The following is an 18,218-nucleotide window of genomic DNA, read 5'->3' on the forward strand; positions in this document are numbered from 1 at the left end:
GCGGCCTTGCCCTGATTGCACCGGGTGGCAAGCATCTATTGGTAAAGCGGGGCGCCGGTTTTTATTTTGTCGAGGTGGTCGATGGCCCACTGGTCAGCCGCCACCGCCCTTCGGTGGATGTGCTGTTCAGGTCCTTGGCCAAGTGTGCCGGTCGCAATGCGCTGGGCATCATCATGACCGGCATTGGCGACGATGGCGCACGTGGCATCAAGGAGATGAAGGACTGTGGTGCTGCAACAGTGGCCCAGGATGAAGACAGCTGCACGGTATTCGGCATGCCCAAGGAAGCGATCCGCCTTGGTGCCATCGACCGGGTTGCTGCTCTGGGCGAGATCCCCGGCCTGATCGAGCTGGGTTTGCGCTAACCCGGTGTGTGCATGGCTAGCCGGGGGAGCGGGCGGCAAGCTGTGGTCGAGGCGAAAGCGTCGCTGTGTTGGGAATCGGCAAGAAAACCCCGGGTCGCATGCTCTTTCCGCCCGGATGGGTATCGGGGTGCGGCAGCATTGGCATATAGTCTTCGCCTGAGAATATATTTTTGCAGTGGGGCAGGTATGGCGGCAATTGCAGATCTTTGCGTCATGGTGGTGGAAGACAGTGCGGTACAACGCCGGCACGCCCTTGATCTGCTGGGCAATATCGGGGTGCGTCAGCTGCTGGAGGCAGAAAATGGCCGTCATGCCTTGACCGTGCTGTCTGGTGCCGGCCGGCCGGATGTCATCGTCACTGATCTGGAAATGCCGGATATGGATGGCGTCGAGCTGATCCGGCACATAGCCGAAAAGCGCCTTGCGGCCGCCCTGGTAGTGGTTTCCAGCCGGGAAACGACCTTGCTGGCCACGGTGGAAACCATGGCGCAGGAGCATGGCTTGCTGGTGCTGGGCATCGTGCAAAAGCCCTTGTCCTACGACAATCTGGCACAGCTGTTGGGGCGCTTCAGGCACGAAGCAGTCAGTGAAGGTTTTCGCGGTGGCGATGACGCACCGAAATTCACCGCTAACGATATTCGCGAAGGCCTGGCTGGCAATCAGCTGGTGCTGCATTACCAGCCCAAGGTGACCACGCATTCCGGCGTGATGCGCGGAGTGGAAGCCTTGGTGCGTTGGCAACACCCGACACTGGGCCTGGTGCCGCCGGCGCAGTTTCTGCCGGTGGCCGAGGAATTCGGGGTAATGGATGAGTTGACCGACTGGGTGGTCGATGCGGCACTGAAGCAGCTGCGCGACTGGCATGCGCGCGGTCTCACCATTACCGTGGCGGTCAATCTGTCGGCCAAGTCGCTGGCCAATCAGGATCTGGCTGATCGCATTGCTGCGGCAACCAGTCGCATCGGCATCGAGCCCAAGTATCTGCTGCTGGAGATTACCGAAACGGCGGTGATGTCTGACTTGGCCTTGTCGCTCGGCACCCTGGCGCGTCTGCGACTCAAGGGCTTTGGCTTGTCGATCGATGATTTCGGCACCGGTTTTTCATCGATGCAGCAGCTGTCGCGCATTCCGTTTACCGAGCTGAAGATCGACCGCTCGCTGGTGCATGGCGCGTCAGAAAAGCCGCATCTGCATGTGCTGCTGCAAAGCACCATCGAGATGGGCAAAAAGTTGCACCTGACCACGGTGGCCGAGGGGGTTGAAAATGCATCGGACTGGCAGCTGGTGCGCTTGCTCGGCTGCGATGTCGGGCAGGGCTACTACGCATCGCGGCCCTTGCCGGGCGATCAGCTGGCTGCCTGGCTCAAGCAGGGTACCCAGCATTTGCGGCCGAGCCGGCCGGCTTGATTGCTTGCCGCGCCACGCTATTCAGCTTCATACAGCATCGGCACGCCAATGCCCGGATTTGCCGCCGCGTTTTTCGAGCAGGCGGATTCCATCCATCACCATACTGCGATCGACCGCCTTGAGCATGTCGTAGATGGTAAGCAGGCTGACCGACACGGCGGTCAGCGCTTCCATCTCGATGCCGGTGCGGCCGATGGTCTCGACGCTGGCGGTGCAGCTGACCGTGCTGTGTGCCGCATCCAGTGCGAACTCCACGCTGACGGCAGTCAATGGCAGCGGGTGGCATAGCGGTATCAGCTCACCGGTTCGTTTGGCGGCCATGATGCCGGCAAGGCGTGCCACGCCCAATACATCACCTTTTTTGGCGTCGCCCCGTTCAAGCAGGGCGAAGGTGGAGGCTTGCATGCGGATGCTGCCGGCTGCCACGGCCAGGCGATGGGTCTCCGGCTTGGCGCCGACATCGACCATATGCGCTTGCCCGGCTTCGTTGAAATGGCTTAATTCCTTAGTCATGCGGATTCTCGCTGCCCAGGGCGGCCAGGCTGTTGAAGTTGGCAAAGCCGGCTTGCGCCGGGAAGTGGACGGCAGCAGCGCCGATCTGGTCCAGCCAGGCGCTGACACGGCGGCGCCCGGCATCGAGAAATGCGCTTAAAGAAGCCAGCTGCGCGCGTTGCAACAGGCAACACACCGGTTGCTGACCGTCGGCGCTATGCGCGAGGCTGGCGGCGGCGCCAAGCACGACGGGCTGGAATAGCCACTCGGCCAGCTCTGTGGGCAGCTGTGGCATATCGCAGGGTATGCACAGCAGCCAATCAGCGTTGCAGGTCGCCAGGGCCGCTTCCATTCCGGCCAGCGGGCCATGAAAGCCACTGCGCAGGTCTGCGACTACGGTGCATCCGAATGCTGCATATCGATCCTGATGCCGGTTCGCGCTGATCAGGATGCGCGCAGGCGGCCGGGTTTGAGCGCGCAATCGCGCCAGCGCATGTTCGACCAATGGCAGGCCTTGCCACGACACCAGGCCCTTGTCGCGCCCGTCCATGCGCCGCCCTTGGCCGCCGGCGAGAATGACTGCCTCATAGCGAGGCAGCGCCTCAGTCATGGCCCTCATTGCCATAGCGACCCGCAACTACCTGATGCCAGCGCTCGGCGGCGCTGTGGTCACTGGCGCGTGCATCCACCCAGCGCGGGCCTTGTGGCGTCCATTCCTTTTTCCAGAACGGTGCGCGGGTTTTCAGATAGTCCATCACGAAGGCATTCGCTTCATAGGCGGCATGGCGATGGCTGCTGGCAGTCAGTACCAGCACGATCTGCTCGCCCGGATGCAGCTTGCCCACGCGGTGAATGATGCGCAGCCCGTTCAGCGGCCAGCGCACCATAGCCTCGGTGGCGATGGCATGCAGGGCTTTTTCAGTCATGCCGGGATAGTGTTCGAGCTCCAGCGCCACCACGTCGGCGGCAAGATTGAGATCGCGCACACGGCCGGCGAAGGCGACAACGGCGCCGATACCGGCGTCGCCAGCGCAGAGCGCCGCATATTCCTGGCCCAGGTCGAAGTCCTGCGTCTGCACCGCGATATTGATACGGCTATTGTCCATCATCCCCCCGTTACCGGCGGCAGGATGGCGACCTCGGCGCCGTCGCGCAGTGGCGCGCTCGGGTCGGCCAGTTCCTGGTCCAGCGCGACGCGAAACACCTTGCCCGGCGCCAGTTCGCTGGCCCAGACGCCGCCGCGGCTGCTCAGATGCGCAATCAGGTCGGCAACGCTGACTACCGGGTCGGGCAGGGTCAAGGTTTCGCCATCAAGGCCGAATTGCTCGCGCAAGCGGGCAAAATATCGCATTTGCACAATCATGTTTCGGCTCAGTCGCGGGTGACAGCGGTCAGGTTCATGGTCATCAGGGCGCCGGCTTTGGGCAGATCGGCCACTGCAATCACCGTGCGCGCCGGGCGGTGATCGCCCATTGCCTCGGCAAACGCCCGGTTCATCTCGGCAAAGTCGCCCACCTCTTTCAGGAACACATTTACATGCAGCACATGCGCCAGGTCGGAGCCGACTGACTCCAGCATGGTGACGAAATTGCGCATGATCTGCCGAGCTTGGCTGTAGGCATCCGGCCCCGCCATCTCGCCAGTGGCCGGGTCCACCCCCGGCGTGCCGGAAATGCTGATGAACTGGCCGGTCTTGCTGATATGGCTGTACGGGCCGATCGGCGTTGGCGTGCCGGCAGGGGTGTAGGTTTCGACGATAGGCATATCAGGCTGTCAGTTGGTTGAGTGGGATGAAGCGCACCAGATCGCCTGCGGCGACGGTGTGACCGGCTGGAATATCGACCAGGCCATCGGCCCACACTAGGCCGGTCATGGCGGCCGAGCCCTGGCTGGCATGCACCATGGCGTGTGCGCGGCCTTGCTGATCGTATTCGAGCCGGGCGCGCAGGAATTCGCGACGGCTATCGGCCTTGCTGCGGGTAAAGCCCGCCGGGACCATCAAGGCATCCACCGCGGCGGCCTGCATGCCCATGCGGCGCAGCAGGAAGGGCCGCGCCAGCAGGCAGAAGGTGACAAAGGCGCTGACCGGATTGCCGGGCAGGCCGATAAAGTCGGCATCGAGCACGCGGCCAAAAGCCAGAGGCTTGCCCGGCTTCATGGCGATGCGCCACAGCTCCAGCGAACCGAGGGTGTTGACGGCCGCCTTTACATGGTCTTCCTCGCCGACCGATACGCCGCCGGCGCTGATCACCACATGGTTTTCTTCGGCTGCCTGCCTGAGTGCGGCAATGGTGGCATCGCGCCGGTCGGGCACATTGCCATAATCCTTTACCAGGCAACCCAGACGACGCAGCAGGCTGACGATGGCATAGCGATTGGAATCGTAGATGGCGCCGGGCGCTAGCGGTGTACCCGGCGCAGTAAGTTCGTCGCCGGTAAACAGCACGCCAACCTTGAGATGGGCGCGTACCTGCAGGCAGGCATGTCCAACCGAGGCGGCCAGCGCCAGCGATTGCGGGTCGAGGCGGTAGCCGGCGTCGAGGATGATGCTGCCTGCTGCGATATCCTCGCCCCGGCGGCGGATGTGCTGGCCGGCAACGACTGTGCCTGTCAGACCGACGCCGCCTTCATCGACCACGGTGTCCTCTTGCGGCACCACCGCATTGGCGCCAGCAGGCAGCGGCGCGCCGGTAAAGATGCGCGCCGCGGTATTGGCAGCCAGAGGCTGACCCGAACCACCTGCAGCAATACGCTGGGTGACGCCAAAGCGCTGTGGCAGCTGGTTGAAGTCGGCAATATGCAGCGCATAGCCATCCATGGCGCTGTTATCAAAGCCAGGCACATCAATCGGGGCGGGCAGCGGCTTGGCAAGAATGCGTCGGTCGGCTTCCAGTAAGGGAAGGTTTTCGATATCGGGCAGGGGCTGCGCTGCCGCCAGCAGGCGGGCGAGGGCGTCGTCGAAAGGCAGAAGACTCATGATGGTGGGTGGGGCGGTAGCAGAAACGCGAGTCTGCCAGAGTTGGGGCGAACTGACCAATGACTTTATTCGGCTTACCGGGCTGGCGGTACGGTGCTCAACCGCCGGTTGCCGACATAAAGCGGATGATCTTGGCCGGCTGCTCGCGAAATTCATGGCGCTCCGGCTTGAGCTCGATCGCTTCGCGGATGGCGGCTTCGAGGCTTGCATCGTCAATGCCGGCGCGTAGCAGCGGTCGTAGTTCGAATTTCTCGTTTTGGCCGAGGCACATATACAAGGTGCCATCGACGCTGAGCCTGACCCGGTTGCAGCTGGCACAGAAATGCTGCGAGATCGGCGTGATTACCCCCAGGGTAAAGCGACTATTGGGGCTGCGCCAGTAGCGCGCCGGGCCGCCACCGATTTCCTGGGCGCCCGGTTGCAAACCGTGACGCCGCGCCAGGGCGGCCACAATGGGTTGCACATCGGCAAACTGGGCGCTGCGCCCGGTATCGCCCACCGGCATCAGTTCGATCAGGCGCAACACGAAATCACGCTGGCGGCAGTAATCGATCATGGCATCGATTTCGTCGGCATTGACGCCGTTTTGCACCACCATATTGATTTTTACCGGCGCAAAACCCGCTTCGCGTGCAGCTTCCAGGCCATCGAGCACGCTGGCCAGCACGTCGCGGCCGGCGATGGCAGCAACGCGCGCCGCATCGAGCGAATCAAGGCTGACATTGAGGCGCCGCACGCCGGCTGCTTTCAGCGCCTGCGCCTGCTGGCGCAGCTGGGTGGCATTGGTGGACAGCGAAATATCCTCAAGCCCAGGCAGGGCCGACAGGCGCGTGGCCAGCTCGGGCAGATTGCGCCGTAGCAGCGGCTCGCCGCCAGTCAGGCGCAGACGGCGCGTGCCGAGCCGGGCAAAGGCGGCCACCACCCGCTCGATCTCGTCAAAACTCAACCAGTTGGCCGGCACCTCATAGCCATTGAAGCCCTTGGGCAGGCAGTAATTGCAGCGCAGATCGCAACGATCAGTGACCGACAGGCGCAGGTAGTCGATCGAGCGACCGAAGCGGTCGATCAGCGCGGGCTGCGGGCCGGTGTTGCTGGCGGGGCTGCTGAGGGTAGGCATGCGTGTTGGTCGCGGACGAAACGGATCGATGACGGCAAGGACGGAACTGCGGTGATGATACGTCGCGCCGCCGTCGCCGGCGATAGGGCTGCGGCGCTTTAATGCAATGGTTTCTGGCAATAGTCTATTGCGTCTGGCAAGCGCGGCTGGTTTACCGCAAGGGCCGGAACGACGACAATTGCCTGCTTTGCCCTACCCATCGCGGGCCATGGCCGACTCCATGACCTTGCTGGTGCATCCCGCAACCCATAAACAATAGCTTGATATCGAATTGGACACATGACATGGCAGTGCAAATCATTCCCACCTCTCCATTCAGCGGTCAAAAGCCGGGCACCTCGGGCTTGCGCAAGAAAGTAGCGGTGTTTCAGCAGCCGCATTATCTGGAAAACTTTATCGAAGCGATTTTCCGCGCGGTACCGGCACTACAGGGCGGCACCTTGGTGCTGGGCGGCGACGGACGTTTTCACAATGACGCGGCGGTGCAGACCATCGTCCGCATGGCAGCCGCCCACGGTGTGGCGCGCCTGTTGATCGGTCGCCATGGCCTGTTGTCGACGCCGGCGGTATCGCATCTGATTCGCCGCCATGGCGCAGACGGCGGCATCGTGCTGTCGGCCTCGCACAATCCGGGCGGGCCCGATGGCGATTTCGGAGTGAAATTCAATGCGGCCAACGGTGGCCCGGCGCCGGAAGCGCTGACCGAGGCGATGTACGCAATCAGCCAGACGCTGGAGCACTATCGCAGCAGTGACGCGGCCGCCATCGATCTGGCCAGCGTCGGCCTACAGCACTGCGAAGCCATGCAAGTCGAGGTGATCGACCCGGTAGCTGACTATGCGGCGCTGATGCAGACCCTGGTCGATTTCGATGCCATCCGCGCCTGGCTGGCCGGCGGCAAGCGCGTGCGCTTTGATGCCATGCATGCAGTGGGCGGCCCTTACGCCGTGCATATTTTCGAAGACCTGCTCGGCGCGCCGCTCGGTAGCGTGCGCAATGCCGCACCGCAGCCTGATTTTGCCGGTGGCCACCCCGACCCCAATCCGCTGTATGCCGCCGATCTGGTGGCAGCCATGCAGGGGCCGCAGGCGCCCGACTTTGCCGCCGCCTTCGATGGCGATGCCGACCGCAATATGATCGTCGGCCGCGATATGGTGGTGTCGCCGTCGGACAGCCTGGCGGTGCTGGCGGCCAATGCCCGCTTGCTGCCGCAATTTGCCGCCGGCCTGCCGGGTGTTGCGCGCTCCATGCCGACCTCGCGGGCGGTGGATGTGGTGGCGGACAAGCTCGGTTTCGATTGTTTCGAGACGCCAACCGGCTGGAAATTCTTCGGCAATCTGCTCGATGCCGGCCGTATCGCCCTGTGTGGCGAAGAAAGCTATGGCACCGGCGCCAGCCATGTCCGCGAAAAGGACGGCATCTGGGCGGCGCTGTGCTGGTTGAATCTGCTGGCGGTGCGCCAGCAATCAGTTGCCGAGATCATGGAGATGCACTGGGCGCAATTTGGTCGCCACTACTACTCGCGCCACGACTATGAGGGCCTGAGCAGTGAAACCGGGGCGGCGGTGATGGCGGGATTGCGATCGCGACTGGCTGGCTTGCCGGGCACTGTGGTGTCGGGCCTGTTGGTGAATGCGGCCGATGACTTTGCCTACACCGATCCGGTCGATGGCTCGGTCAGCAGCATGCAAGGCGTGCGGGTTGAGTTCGATGGCGGCGCCCGTGCGGTATTCCGCCTGTCCGGCACCGGCACCGAGGGTGCGACCTTGCGGGTGTATCTGGAACGCTATGTCGCCGGGCCCGATGGGCTGGCGCAGGAAACCCAGGCGGCCTTGGCCGAGGTGATCGCCGCCGCACGCGAGCTGGCAGCCATCGAGGCGCTGGCTGGGCGTACGCAGGCGGATGTCATTACATGAGCGAAATTCTGATAAGAGCGGCACGTCCCGAGGATGCAGAGCACATCGGGCGGATCCGGGTGGCCGCCTGGCAGGCGGCCTATCGCGGCGTGATGCCCGATACCTATCTCGATGGCCTGGACCCCACCGCGAATCTCGACGGTCTGCGCCTGCGGCTGGCTGCGCCCGATGCGGCCTTCCGGGTACTGATGGGCGAGTGCGATGGTGTGCCGCAGGGCTTTTTGATCAGCGGCACGCCGCGTTTTGTTTGTGACGCTGGGTCTGTTGAGCTGTATGCACTGAATCTGGCACCTGCGGCATGGGGCAGGGGCCTGGCGCAGGCGATGATCGCCGAGTCGCTAGAGCAGGCACGGCGCGATGGCGCACAGCGCATGGGCCTGTGGTGCATCGCCTCGAACCAGCGCGCCTTGCGCTGCTATGATCGCGCCGGCTTTGCTCTGGGCGGGCAGCGGCGCACTAGCGATGATCTGACCGGCTTGCCGATTACCGAGGTGGATTGCTGGCACGATCTGGCCGAGGTTTGATCGACGCGGCGGGTGCTTGGGCCCTGCGCGAGCTGATAGCGACTGGCATTCCTGCCTATAACACCATCCATACGCGTCCGTAGTGAGAAGCTGCTTCTGGTTGTCGTGGGACATTGGACTTCAGTATGCACCCCATCCCCCGCCCGACTTCCCCCTTGAAGCGTGAGGACTAGCTGAGCTTGTTGGCGCGCCTTGCTTTGAACCGGCGCCAACAGGGGCGTGATGGATGGAGAGCGGCATGGATGATCTGATCATTGCGCGCCAGCTGCCCAGGCGCAGTCTGGCGCTGGTGCTGGCCGGCGGGCGTGGATCACGCTTGAAAGCCTTGACTGACCGCCGCGCCAAGCCGGCCGTCTATTTTGGCGGCAAGTTCCGCATTGTCGATTTTGCCCTGTCCAACTGCCTCAATTCCGGTATTCGCCGCATCGGCGTCGTCACCCAGTACAAATCGCATTCGCTGCTGCGCCATTTGCAGCGCGGCTGGGCGATGTTTCGCTCGGAGATGGGCGAATTCATCGACCTGTTGCCAGCCCAGCAGAGGGTGGACGAAGAAAGCTGGTATCGCGGCACCGCCGATGCGGTGTTCCAGAATCTGGACATCATCCGTGGCTACAGGCCGGAATACATCGTGATCCTGGCGGGCGACCATATCTACAAGATGGATTACGCGCGCATGCTGCTTGACCATGTGCGCCAGCGGGAACGGCTGGGCATCAGCGGCGGGGTGACGGTGGCCTGTATCGAAGTGCCGCTGGGCGAGGCGTCGGCGTTCGGGGTAATGGCGGTGGATGAGCAGCGCAAGGTGATCGACTTTATCGAAAAGCCGGCCCGGCCCCCGGCCATTCCCGACCAACCCGACCGGGCGCTGGCCAGCATGGGCATTTATGTATTCGACGCCGACTATCTGTACCGCCTGCTGGCCGAAGATATGTCGGACCCCGATTCGGCGCGCGATTTCGGCCATGACCTGATACCCAAGGCGGTGCGCGAGGGCCGGGCCATGGCGCATCCATTCTCGCTGTCTTGCGTTGCCAGTGTGGCCGATGCGCGGCCCTACTGGCGTGATGTCGGCACCATCGACGCCTATTGGGCGGCCAATCTTGATCTGGCCAGCATCACACCCGAACTCGATCTATACGACCGCAACTGGCCGATCTGGACCTACCAGCCGCAGCTGCCACCGGCCAAATTCGTGCAGGACGCAATGGGCGAGCACCGGGTGTTCAATACCCTGATCTCGGGCGGCTGCATCGTGTCGGTGGCGCAGGTGAGCAATTCGGTGCTGTTCAACAATGTACGGGTGATGCCGCACTGCGTGATCGATCAGGCGGTATTGCTGCCCGATGTGGAAGTGGGGCAGGGCGCGCGCCTACGTCGGGCAGTAGTGGATCGCGGCTGCAAAATACCCGCCGGCCTGGTGATAGGCGAAGATGCCGAGGCCGATGCGGCGCGCCATTTTAGAAGCGAAGGCGGCATTGTGCTGCTGACCCGCGATAGCCTGGCTGGGGTGGAAGGATGACGGCGCTGCGCGTGCTGCATGTCGGGGCGGAATGTCAGCCCTGGCTGAAAACCGGGGGCCTCGCCGATGTGCTGGGCGCCTTGCCGGCCGCCCAGCGCGCGATCGGGGTGGATGCCCGCTTGCTGCTGCCGGGCTTTCCGGCAATTTGCCGCCACTTGCTTAGCCCTGCCGTAGTGTGTCGCCTGCCGGCCGAGTTCGGCGTTTCTGGGGCGATGTTGGTGCAAAGCCAGTTACCGAACGGCACGCCAGTCTATGTGATCGACGCGCCGGCCTTGTTCGATCGACCCGGCAACCCGTATGCCGATGCCAACCACCATCCCTATGCCGACAACCATCTGCGTTTTGCCCTGCTTGGCCGGGTAGCTGCGGAACTCGCCTGTGGCCTGTCGCCTGACTGGCGGCCCGATCTGCTGCATGGCCATGACTGGCATTCGGGGCTGGCGCCGGTGTATCTGCGCTATCGGTCAGACGCAGGCAGGCGGCCACCTTGCGTGTTTACCGTTCACAATCTGGCCTACCAGGGGCTGTTTTCGGCCGCAGCCTTTGCCGAGCTGGATCTGCCGCCTCACTGCTTTGATATCAATGGTGTCGAGTTCCATGGGCAGATGTCCTTCATCAAAGCCGGGCTGTTCTATAGCGAGCGGCTGCTTACCGTCAGCCCCAGCTATGCAGTGGAAATCCAGTCGCCCGAGCATGGCTGCGGGCTCGATGGCCTGTTGGCAGGGCGGCGTGCGGTGCTTGGCGGCATTCTCAATGGGGTGGACGAGGCGCAATGGGATCCGGCGCACGATGCGCTGATCGCCGCGCCGTTTGCTGCCGATCGCCCGGCCGGGAAAGCCCGGTGCAAATTGGCGCTGCAGGCGGAGCTGGGGCTGGCGCAAACCGCAGCGCCCTTGCTGTTTGGCGTGGTCAGCCGCCTGACCGAACAAAAGGGGCTGAATCTGGTGTTGGCCGGCGCCGAAGCACTGCTGGAAGCGGGCGGGCAGCTGGCGGTACTGGGCAATGGCGATGTGGCACTGGAGGCCGGCTTCAGCGCGCTGGCCAGGCGTCATCCGGGCTCGGTTGCGGTGGTGCTGGGCTTTGATGAAGCCTTGTCCCACCGCCTGTTTGCCGGCATGGATGTGGCGCTGGTGCCGTCGCGCTTCGAGCCCTGCGGTCTCACCCAGCTCTATGCGATGCGCTATGGCGCGCTACCGCTGGTGCGCCGCACCGGTGGCCTGGCTGATACGGTGTGCGATGCCAATCTGGAGAATCTGGCCGATGGCAGTGCCTGCGGCTTTGTGTTCGAGCGCTTTGCCCAGACCGATTTCGATGCGGCGGTACGCCGCGCCTTTGCCCTGCGGGCGCGGCAAGACGGTTGGCAGGCGGCACAGCAGCGAGCCATGCGACTGCGCTTTGGCTGGCAAGGGCCGGCGGCCCAGTATGTGCAGCTGTATCAACAGCTGGCAGGGCAATAGTGTGATAGCGCGCCGCACTGCCGTGTGAATGTGTGCGGCCGGTAATTCATGCGGCTGTTTTGTCCGGCCGGCATGCACGGGTGCTATCGCACCGCCGGGGCGGGGGGGTAGACTGAGCCATGGGCGGCGGAAGTGGCGCCAGCGGGGTGGTCAGCGCTGTTGTCGGAGGTGGTCTCCATGCATGTTTTGTCGGTGAGATGGGCGCAGTGTCTGCTTGGCGGCGCGCTGCTATTGGCCATGCCGACAGCACGCGCTGCCTGCGAGCGTAGCTATCGCATACCGATGTGGAATCTTGGTTACGCAAGTTTCCTTGAGGCCGACGGCTCGCCACGCGGCTTTATCGGTGATTTGTATAGCGAGCTGGCGCGGCGATCGGGCTGTGTATTGCAGTTTGAAGCGATACCGATGGCACGTATCAATGCGATGGTACAGACGCACCAGATCGCGTTTCGCGGCCCGGCTGGCGTGGTGCGGCCCGAGGAAGACCCCCAGACCGTGTTCATACCGATGATGCGTGACTGTATCGAGCTGCTGGTACGCAAGTCTTTGCCAGCCCGGTTCAGCCTCGACGAACCACCGCCCGCAGCAATGGTATTCGGCCGTCTGAACGGGGCCGGCTATGGCAAATGGGTAGAACGCTATCTTGAGCAGCTGCCAAAGCCCCAGGTGCAGCTAGTGAATACCGTCGACAGCCTGTACCGCATGCTGGAAGCCGGGCGCATTCATGCCACCTTTGCCAATGCCTATGTGTATCGCTGGCAACTCAAGCATTTGCAGCTGGAAGACAGCTTCGATGTCCTGCCGGTGCCGCATGCCGGCTACACGGCCATCGGCATCAAGATTGATCCGAAAGCCATGACTGCTGCCGATTTTTCCCTGCTGGCGCGCCAACTCGAGGCGATTCGCGATGATGGTAGCTTCGCCCGGATGATTGCTCGCCACCTTGGTGAAGCACAGGCGGCAGAGTACACCGCCCACCAGGCCGGTTTGCCGCGCCAAACCGGGCGCTAGTCGCCATCTTGATGGCCTGCTGCGCAGCCGGCAGGCTCGCCTGCCGCAATGCCGGGTTTCGCGGCCGGCAATAACCAAGTAAAATACTCAACTTTCCCCGCCTCGCTTCCCTTGACCATGCTCGCGCGCCTACGTGAAAACATTGCCGTCGTGTTCGATCGCGACCCTGCTGCCCGCTCGACCTGGGAAGTGATTACCTGTTACCCCGGCTTGCATGCGCTGACCTTCCACCAGTTGGCCCATGCGCTGTGGGGCATGCAGCTGAAATGGCTGGCGCGCTGGGTGTCGCATTGGTCGCGCTGGCTCACCGGTATCGAAATCCACCCCGGCGCCACCGTCGGGCGGCGCGTATTCATCGACCACGGTATGGGCATCGTCATCGGCGAGACAGCGGTGATCGGCGATGACTGCACGCTCTACCATGGCGTGACCCTGGGCGGCACCAGCTGGAACAAGGGCAAGCGCCATCCAACCCTTGAGGCAGGGGTGATCATTGGCGCCGGCGCCAAGATACTCGGGCCGATCACCCTGCATGCCGGTGCCAAGGTCGGCAGCAATGCGGTGGTGGTCAAGGACGTGCCGCCCGGCGCCACCGCAGTCGGCATTCCGGCCCGCATTGTTGCCGACAATGTGGCGCAGGCACGTGAGGCCAAGGCGGAGACCATGGGTTTCTCAGCCTATGCCATCTCGGCCAATATGAACGACCCGATGGTGCAGGCCATCCACGGCCTGGTAGACCATAGCGCCAATATCGACAGCCGCATCGAGCTGATCCTCAAGCGCCTCGAGAAGCTCGGCGTCGACTGCTCCGACGAGCGGGCAACTGCCGATAAATTCGACCCGAACTTCCTGAACAAGATAGTTGACTAAAAAACTCGGTTAAAATGTTGACTGAATTAGTCGGGTATTTTATGCTTCGCCCCGCCTGTGCTTGCTTGAAAGTCCGCCATGCGTCTGACCACCAAAGGCCGTTTTGCCGTAACCGCGATGCTCGACCTCGCCCTGCGTGAGTCCAAGGGCCCGGTGACGCTGGCCGGCATATCCGAGCGCCAGCAGATTTCCCTTTCCTACCTTGAACAGCTATTCGGCAAACTGCGCCGCAACGGTCTGGTGGAGAGCGTACGCGGCCCCGGCGGCGGCTACTGCCTGGCCATGGCGGTCGAGGCAATCAGCGTGGCCGACATCATCACGGCGGTGGACGAGCCGCTGGATGCAACGCAGTGCGGCGGCAAGGAAAACTGCCTCGAAGACAACAAGCGCTGCATGACCCATGACTTGTGGTCCGACCTCAATCGCACCATTTACGAATACCTGGCCTCGGTCACGCTGGCTGCCCTGATCAGCAAGCAAAAAGCCAAGTGTTCGGCTCAGCCAGCCAGCAGCAGCGAGTGCGTGCTGCATGACAAACGCAAGGCTGCACCACTTGAAGTGCAGGTGTAATCCGTACCGGAGTCTTTTCGCATGAAACTGCCCATCTATCTCGACTACTCGGCCACTACCCCGGTTGATCCGCGGGTTGCCGCCAAGATGATTCCCTGGCTGACCGAGCATTTCGGCAATCCCGCCAGCCGCTCGCACAGCTATGGCTGGGAGGCGGAAGAGGCGGTCGAGCAGGCGCGTGAAGAGGTCGCGAAGCTGGTCAATTGCGACGCCAAGGAAATCGTCTGGACCTCCGGCGCCACCGAATCGAACAACCTGGCCATCAAGGGCGCCGCCCACTTTTACCAGGACAAGGGCAAGCACCTGATCACCATGAAGACCGAGCACAAGGCGGTGCTCGATACCATGCGCGAGCTGGAACGTGAAGGCTTTGAAGTCACTTACCTGAGCCCGCTGGAAAACGGCCTGGTCGATCTGGATGTGCTGAAGGCCACGCTGCGCCCTGACACCATCCTGGTATCCATCATGGCGGTCAACAACGAAATCGGCGTGATCCAGCCGATGGCGCAAATCGGCGAGCTGTGCCGCGAGCGCGGCATCCTGTTCCATGTCGATGCGGCACAAGCCACCGGCAAGATCGCCATCGACCTCGCCAGCCTCAAGGTCGATCTGATGAGTTTTTCGGCCCACAAAACCTATGGCCCCAAGGGCATCGGCGCCCTGTATGTGCGCCGCAAGCCACGGGTGCGGCTGGAAGCGCAGATGCACGGCGGCGGTCACGAGCGCGGCATGCGCTCCGGTACCCTGGCTACCCACCAGATCATCGGCATGGGCGAAGCCTTCCGCCTGGCCCGCGAAGATATGGCCACGGAACTCGAGCGTATCCGCATGTTGCGCGATCGCCTGTGGAACGGTGTGTCCGGTATGGAAGAGGTCTATCTGAACGGCGATATGGATCAGCGGGTGCCGCACAACCTCAATATCAGCTTCAACTATGTCGAGGGCGAGTCGCTGATCATGGCGCTGAAGGATCTGGCGGTGTCGTCCGGCTCCGCCTGCACCTCGGCATCCTTGGAGCCCAGCTATGTGCTGCGGGCACTGGGCCGCAATGACGAATTGGCCCACAGCTCGATCCGCTTCACCATCGGCCGCTTTACCACGGTGGAAGATATCGACTACGCCATCAAGCTGATCCACGACAAGATCGGCAAGCTGCGCGAGCTGTCGCCCCTGTGGGATATGTACAAGGAAGGCATCGACCTCAATACCGTGCAGTGGGCAGCGCATTAATTCGTGAAATGTGAAATGTGAAATGTGAGCGGTGCGTTTCCCCACGCTTCACTTTTCACTGCCGCGCAGCTGCGTCACGTTTCACCTGATCAGGAGCAAAAAAATGGCATACAGCGACAAGGTCATCGACCACTACGAAAATCCGCGCAATGTTGGCGCCTTCGACAAGGGCGACGACACGGTCGGCACCGGCATGGTGGGTGCGCCGGCCTGCGGCGATGTGATGAAATTGCAGATCAAGGTTGGTGCCGACGGCACTATTGAAGACGCCAAGTTCAAGACCTATGGCTGCGGCTCGGCCATTGCATCGAGTTCCCTGGTCACCGAATGGGTAAAGGGCAAGACCCTCGATGAAGCACTCAATATCAAGAACACCCAGATTGCTGAAGAGCTGGCGCTGCCGCCGGTGAAGATCCACTGCTCGATCCTGGCCGAAGACGCCATCAAGGCAGCAGTGGCCGATTACAAGGCCAAGCACGAGGGTTAATCATGGCACTCACCCTGTCTGAAAAAGCCGCCAGCCACGTCAGCAACTATCTGGCCAAACGCGGCAAAGGCGTCGGCGTGCGGCTGGCGGTGAAAACATCGGGCTGCTCCGGCATGGCTTACAAGCTGGAATTTGTCGACGAGCCGACGGCTGAAGATCTGGCCTTTGAAAGCCATGGCGTGAAGATTTTCACCGATGCCAAGAGCCTGCCCTATATCGATGGCACCGAGCTCGATTTCGTCAAGCAGGGCTTGAACGAGGGTTTTCAGTTCAACAACCCGAATGTCAAGGACGAGTGCGGCTGCGGCGAAAGCTTCAATGTGTGATGCTTGGTGCGGCTTGAAATAAACGAGGGCGCCGCATTGCGGCGCTGCGCTTTTCTGCATCGCATCTTTTGCATTTCATTTTCATCGGGTCACCATGGCGTTCGATTTTTCCCGCGATCACTTCCAGCAATTCGGCCTGCCGCGCGCGTTCCGCATCGATGTGGCGGCACTGGAAGCGGCTTATCGCAGCTTGCAGTCGCAATACCATCCGGATCGCGCTGCGGCTTTGCCGGATGCGGAAAAGCGCCTGTCGCTGCAGGCGGCCACCCAGGTGAATGAAGCGTTCCAGACACTGAAGTCGCCTTTGGCGCGCGGCCGCTATCTGCTGGCGCTGGCCGGTGTCGACACCCAGGAAGAAACCAATACCGCCATGCCGGTGGACTTCCTGATGCAGCAGATGCAGTGGCGCGAAGCCATCGACGACGCCCGCCAGCAAGCCGGCATCGTGGCGCTGGAAGCTTTGGAGCGCGAATTGCGCTGCGAATCACAGGCCCTGGAAGCGGACTTGGCGCAGGCGCTCGATACGCTGCACGATCATGCTGCAGCTGCCCTGTTGGTGCGCAAGCTCAAATTCATGAGCAGCTTGCTGCGCGAAGTAGGCGTGGCGATTGAAACCTTGCTCGATTAAACCGGAACGGAATCTCCCATGGATACCAGCAAGCACGATTTTTCTGCCCTGTTCAGCCAGCTGGGCCTGGCTGCCGATGCGGCCAGCATCCGCGCCTTTATCGCCAGCCATCGGCTAGCCAAGGGCACCGCCATCACCGATGCTGCCTTCTGGACCCCGGCCCAGGCAGCATTTTTGCTGGAGGGGCAAGATAGCGATGACGATTGGACTGAGGTGATTGATGCCTTGGCTGTGCAACTGACCGACTGATTGATTTCGCCCGTGCTGCATAGCCGGGTGCATTCGTAACAATGGCAGCCTCACTGCTGCACCGGGATCGCCGACTTGCCGGCGACCGGGCCTGAGAAGCAAACCCTATGGCCTTATTCCAGATCGCCGAACCCGGCCAAGCCGCCGAGCCGCACCAGCACCGCCTGGCAGTGGGTATTGACCTGGGCACCACCAATTCCCTGGTTGCAACGGTGCGCAGCGGGTCGGCCACGGTGCTGCCGGACGAGCGCGGCCGCAATCTGCTGCCCTCGGTGGTGCACTATGCCGAAGACGGCAGCGTGACCGTTGGCCATCGCGCCCAGGCGCAGCAGACCAGCGATCCGCGCAATACCGTGGTGTCGGTCAAGCGCTTTATGGGGCGCGGGGTGAAGGATCTGCCCGATTCGGCTGCCACGCCTTACCGCTTTGTCGATGCCCCCGGCATGTTGAAGATACGCACCGTGGTGGGCGACAAGAGCCCGGTTGAGGTATCGGCGGATATTCTGCGCACGCTGAAGGCCCGTGCCGAAGCGAGCCTTGGTGGCGAGCTGCTGGGTGCGGTGATCACCGTGCCGGCCTATTTCGACGATGCACAGCGCCAGGCGACTAAGGATGCAGCGCGGCTGGCCGGCCTGAATGTCTTGCGCCTATTGAACGAGCCGACCGCAGCGGCGGTGGCCTATGGCCTCGACAATGCCGCCGAGGGCACCTATGTGGTGTACGACCTGGGCGGTGGGACGTTTGATGTGTCCATCCTCAAGCTCAGCCGTGGCGTATTCGAGGTGCTGGCCACCTCGGGCGACTCGGCCCTGGGCGGCGATGACTTCGATCACCGCATCTACTGCTGGATTTGCGAGCAGGCAGGCCTGTCGATGGTGGATGACCAGGATATGCGCCTGTTGCTGACCCGCGCACGCGAAGCGAAGGAAATCCTGTCCGAGCGCGACAGCACCCATATCACCGCGCGACTGGCGTCCGGCACCGTGATCGACGTTACCCTCGATGTGGAAACTTTCGAGGCGATTACCCGCACCCTGGTGCACAAGACCATCAGCCCGGTGCGCAAGGCTTTG

The 18,218-nt window shown here is 62.6% G+C and carries 22 protein-coding genes; 15 read left to right on the top strand and 7 right to left on the bottom strand.

Translation table 11 applies throughout. The features are described 5' to 3' along the window. A partial coding sequence (locus ACE3OH_RS02975) for a chemotaxis protein CheB (RefSeq protein ID WP_374348185.1) occupies positions 1-365 on the top strand: 365 nt, incomplete at its 5' end. A 186-nt stretch (positions 366-551) separates the two neighbouring features. Continuing rightward, the gene (locus ACE3OH_RS02980) at positions 552-1,772 is read left to right on the top strand and encodes an EAL domain-containing protein (protein WP_374348187.1); all 1,221 of its coding nucleotides are present in this window, start codon (positions 552-554) and stop codon (positions 1,770-1,772) included. Positions 1,773-1,799: 27 nt separating this feature from the next. Here ACE3OH_RS02980 and moaC read toward each other — a convergent pair whose 3' ends face one another. The 7 genes from moaC to moaA all read right to left on the bottom strand — a co-directional run bounded on the left by moaC (position 1,800) and on the right by moaA (position 6,358). Continuing rightward, on the bottom strand, positions 1,800-2,285 hold the full coding sequence (gene moaC, locus ACE3OH_RS02985; protein WP_374348190.1) for a cyclic pyranopterin monophosphate synthase MoaC: 486 nt from the start codon (positions 2,283-2,285) through the stop codon (positions 1,800-1,802). Continuing rightward, positions 2,278-2,874 carry a molybdenum cofactor guanylyltransferase MobA gene (gene mobA / locus ACE3OH_RS02990; RefSeq protein WP_374348193.1) on the bottom strand — a complete coding sequence of 199 codons (597 nt, stop codon included), beginning with the start codon at positions 2,872-2,874 and terminating at the stop codon, positions 2,278-2,280. The genes moaC and mobA overlap by 8 nt, the downstream gene beginning before the upstream one ends. Continuing rightward, positions 2,867-3,373 carry a molybdopterin synthase catalytic subunit MoaE gene (gene moaE, locus ACE3OH_RS02995; protein ID WP_374348196.1) on the bottom strand — a complete coding sequence of 169 codons (507 nt, stop codon included), beginning with the start codon at positions 3,371-3,373 and terminating at the stop codon, positions 2,867-2,869. Before moaE ends, mobA begins: the two co-directional genes overlap by 8 nt. Then, the gene (gene moaD, locus ACE3OH_RS03000; protein WP_374348199.1) at positions 3,370-3,615 is read right to left on the bottom strand and encodes a molybdopterin converting factor subunit 1; all 246 of its coding nucleotides are present in this window, start codon (positions 3,613-3,615) and stop codon (positions 3,370-3,372) included. The genes moaE and moaD overlap by 4 nt, the downstream gene beginning before the upstream one ends. Before the next feature lie 20 nt (positions 3,616-3,635). Further along, positions 3,636-4,028 carry a RidA family protein gene (locus ACE3OH_RS03005; protein WP_374348203.1) on the bottom strand — a complete coding sequence of 131 codons (393 nt, stop codon included), beginning with the start codon at positions 4,026-4,028 and terminating at the stop codon, positions 3,636-3,638. Between the two features lies 1 nt (position 4,029). Next, complete coding sequence (glp, locus tag ACE3OH_RS03010; RefSeq protein WP_374348206.1) at positions 4,030-5,241, bottom strand: gephyrin-like molybdotransferase Glp; 1,212 nt, start codon at positions 5,239-5,241, stop codon at positions 4,030-4,032. Positions 5,242-5,338: 97 nt separating this feature from the next. Then, a complete protein-coding gene (gene moaA, locus ACE3OH_RS03015; RefSeq protein ID WP_374348209.1) occupies positions 5,339-6,358 on the bottom strand; it encodes a GTP 3',8-cyclase MoaA in 1,020 nt (339 codons plus the stop codon). Between the two features lie 284 nt (positions 6,359-6,642). On the opposite strand from moaA, the gene ACE3OH_RS03020 reads away from it, so the two are divergent. The 13 genes from ACE3OH_RS03020 to ACE3OH_RS03080 all read left to right on the top strand — a co-directional run. Further along, positions 6,643-8,274 (top strand): alpha-D-glucose phosphate-specific phosphoglucomutase, encoded by a 1,632-nt coding sequence (locus tag ACE3OH_RS03020; protein ID WP_374348212.1) that lies wholly within the window; start codon positions 6,643-6,645, stop codon positions 8,272-8,274. Beyond that, on the top strand, positions 8,271-8,798 hold the full coding sequence (locus tag ACE3OH_RS03025) for an N-acetyltransferase family protein (RefSeq protein WP_374348214.1): 528 nt from the start codon (positions 8,271-8,273) through the stop codon (positions 8,796-8,798). The genes ACE3OH_RS03020 and ACE3OH_RS03025 overlap by 4 nt, the downstream gene beginning before the upstream one ends. A 238-nt stretch (positions 8,799-9,036) precedes the next feature. After that, complete coding sequence (glgC, locus tag ACE3OH_RS03030; RefSeq protein WP_374348217.1) at positions 9,037-10,317, top strand: glucose-1-phosphate adenylyltransferase; 1,281 nt, start codon at positions 9,037-9,039, stop codon at positions 10,315-10,317. Further along, positions 10,314-11,774, top strand: coding sequence for a glycogen synthase GlgA (gene glgA, locus ACE3OH_RS03035; RefSeq protein WP_374348220.1), 1,461 nt, complete (start codon positions 10,314-10,316; stop codon positions 11,772-11,774). The genes glgC and glgA overlap by 4 nt, the downstream gene beginning before the upstream one ends. 177 nt (positions 11,775-11,951) lie before the next feature. Next, on the top strand, positions 11,952-12,785 hold the full coding sequence (locus ACE3OH_RS03040) for a substrate-binding periplasmic protein (protein ID WP_374348222.1): 834 nt from the start codon (positions 11,952-11,954) through the stop codon (positions 12,783-12,785). Between the two features lie 117 nt (positions 12,786-12,902). Beyond that, positions 12,903-13,655 carry a serine O-acetyltransferase gene (gene cysE / locus ACE3OH_RS03045; RefSeq protein ID WP_374348225.1) on the top strand — a complete coding sequence of 251 codons (753 nt, stop codon included), beginning with the start codon at positions 12,903-12,905 and terminating at the stop codon, positions 13,653-13,655. A 78-nt stretch (positions 13,656-13,733) separates the two neighbouring features. After that, complete coding sequence (gene iscR, locus ACE3OH_RS03050; protein ID WP_374348228.1) at positions 13,734-14,225, top strand: Fe-S cluster assembly transcriptional regulator IscR; 492 nt, start codon at positions 13,734-13,736, stop codon at positions 14,223-14,225. A 21-nt stretch (positions 14,226-14,246) separates the two neighbouring features. Continuing rightward, a complete protein-coding gene (locus ACE3OH_RS03055; RefSeq protein ID WP_374348230.1) occupies positions 14,247-15,455 on the top strand; it encodes an IscS subfamily cysteine desulfurase in 1,209 nt (402 codons plus the stop codon). A 103-nt stretch (positions 15,456-15,558) separates the two neighbouring features. Beyond that, positions 15,559-15,942 carry a Fe-S cluster assembly scaffold IscU gene (gene iscU, locus ACE3OH_RS03060; protein ID WP_374348233.1) on the top strand — a complete coding sequence of 128 codons (384 nt, stop codon included), beginning with the start codon at positions 15,559-15,561 and terminating at the stop codon, positions 15,940-15,942. Between the two features lie 2 nt (positions 15,943-15,944). Next, complete coding sequence (gene iscA, locus ACE3OH_RS03065) at positions 15,945-16,268, top strand: iron-sulfur cluster assembly protein IscA (RefSeq protein ID WP_374348235.1); 324 nt, start codon at positions 15,945-15,947, stop codon at positions 16,266-16,268. Positions 16,269-16,362: 94 nt separating this feature from the next. Continuing rightward, positions 16,363-16,896, top strand: a complete 534-nt coding sequence (hscB, locus tag ACE3OH_RS03070) for a Fe-S protein assembly co-chaperone HscB (protein ID WP_374348238.1) — start codon at positions 16,363-16,365, stop codon at positions 16,894-16,896. 18 nt (positions 16,897-16,914) lie between these two features. After that, positions 16,915-17,145, top strand: coding sequence for a DUF2789 domain-containing protein (locus tag ACE3OH_RS03075; protein WP_374348241.1), 231 nt, complete (start codon positions 16,915-16,917; stop codon positions 17,143-17,145). Positions 17,146-17,252: 107 nt separating this feature from the next. Then, positions 17,253-18,218, top strand: a 966-nt coding sequence (locus ACE3OH_RS03080) for an Hsp70 family protein (protein WP_374348245.1), incomplete at its 3' end; no start/stop codon positions are given.

The sequence above is a fragment of the Chitinimonas sp. genome, from assembly GCF_041904975.1.
Lineage (GTDB): Bacteria > Pseudomonadota > Gammaproteobacteria > Burkholderiales > Chitinimonadaceae > Chitinimonas.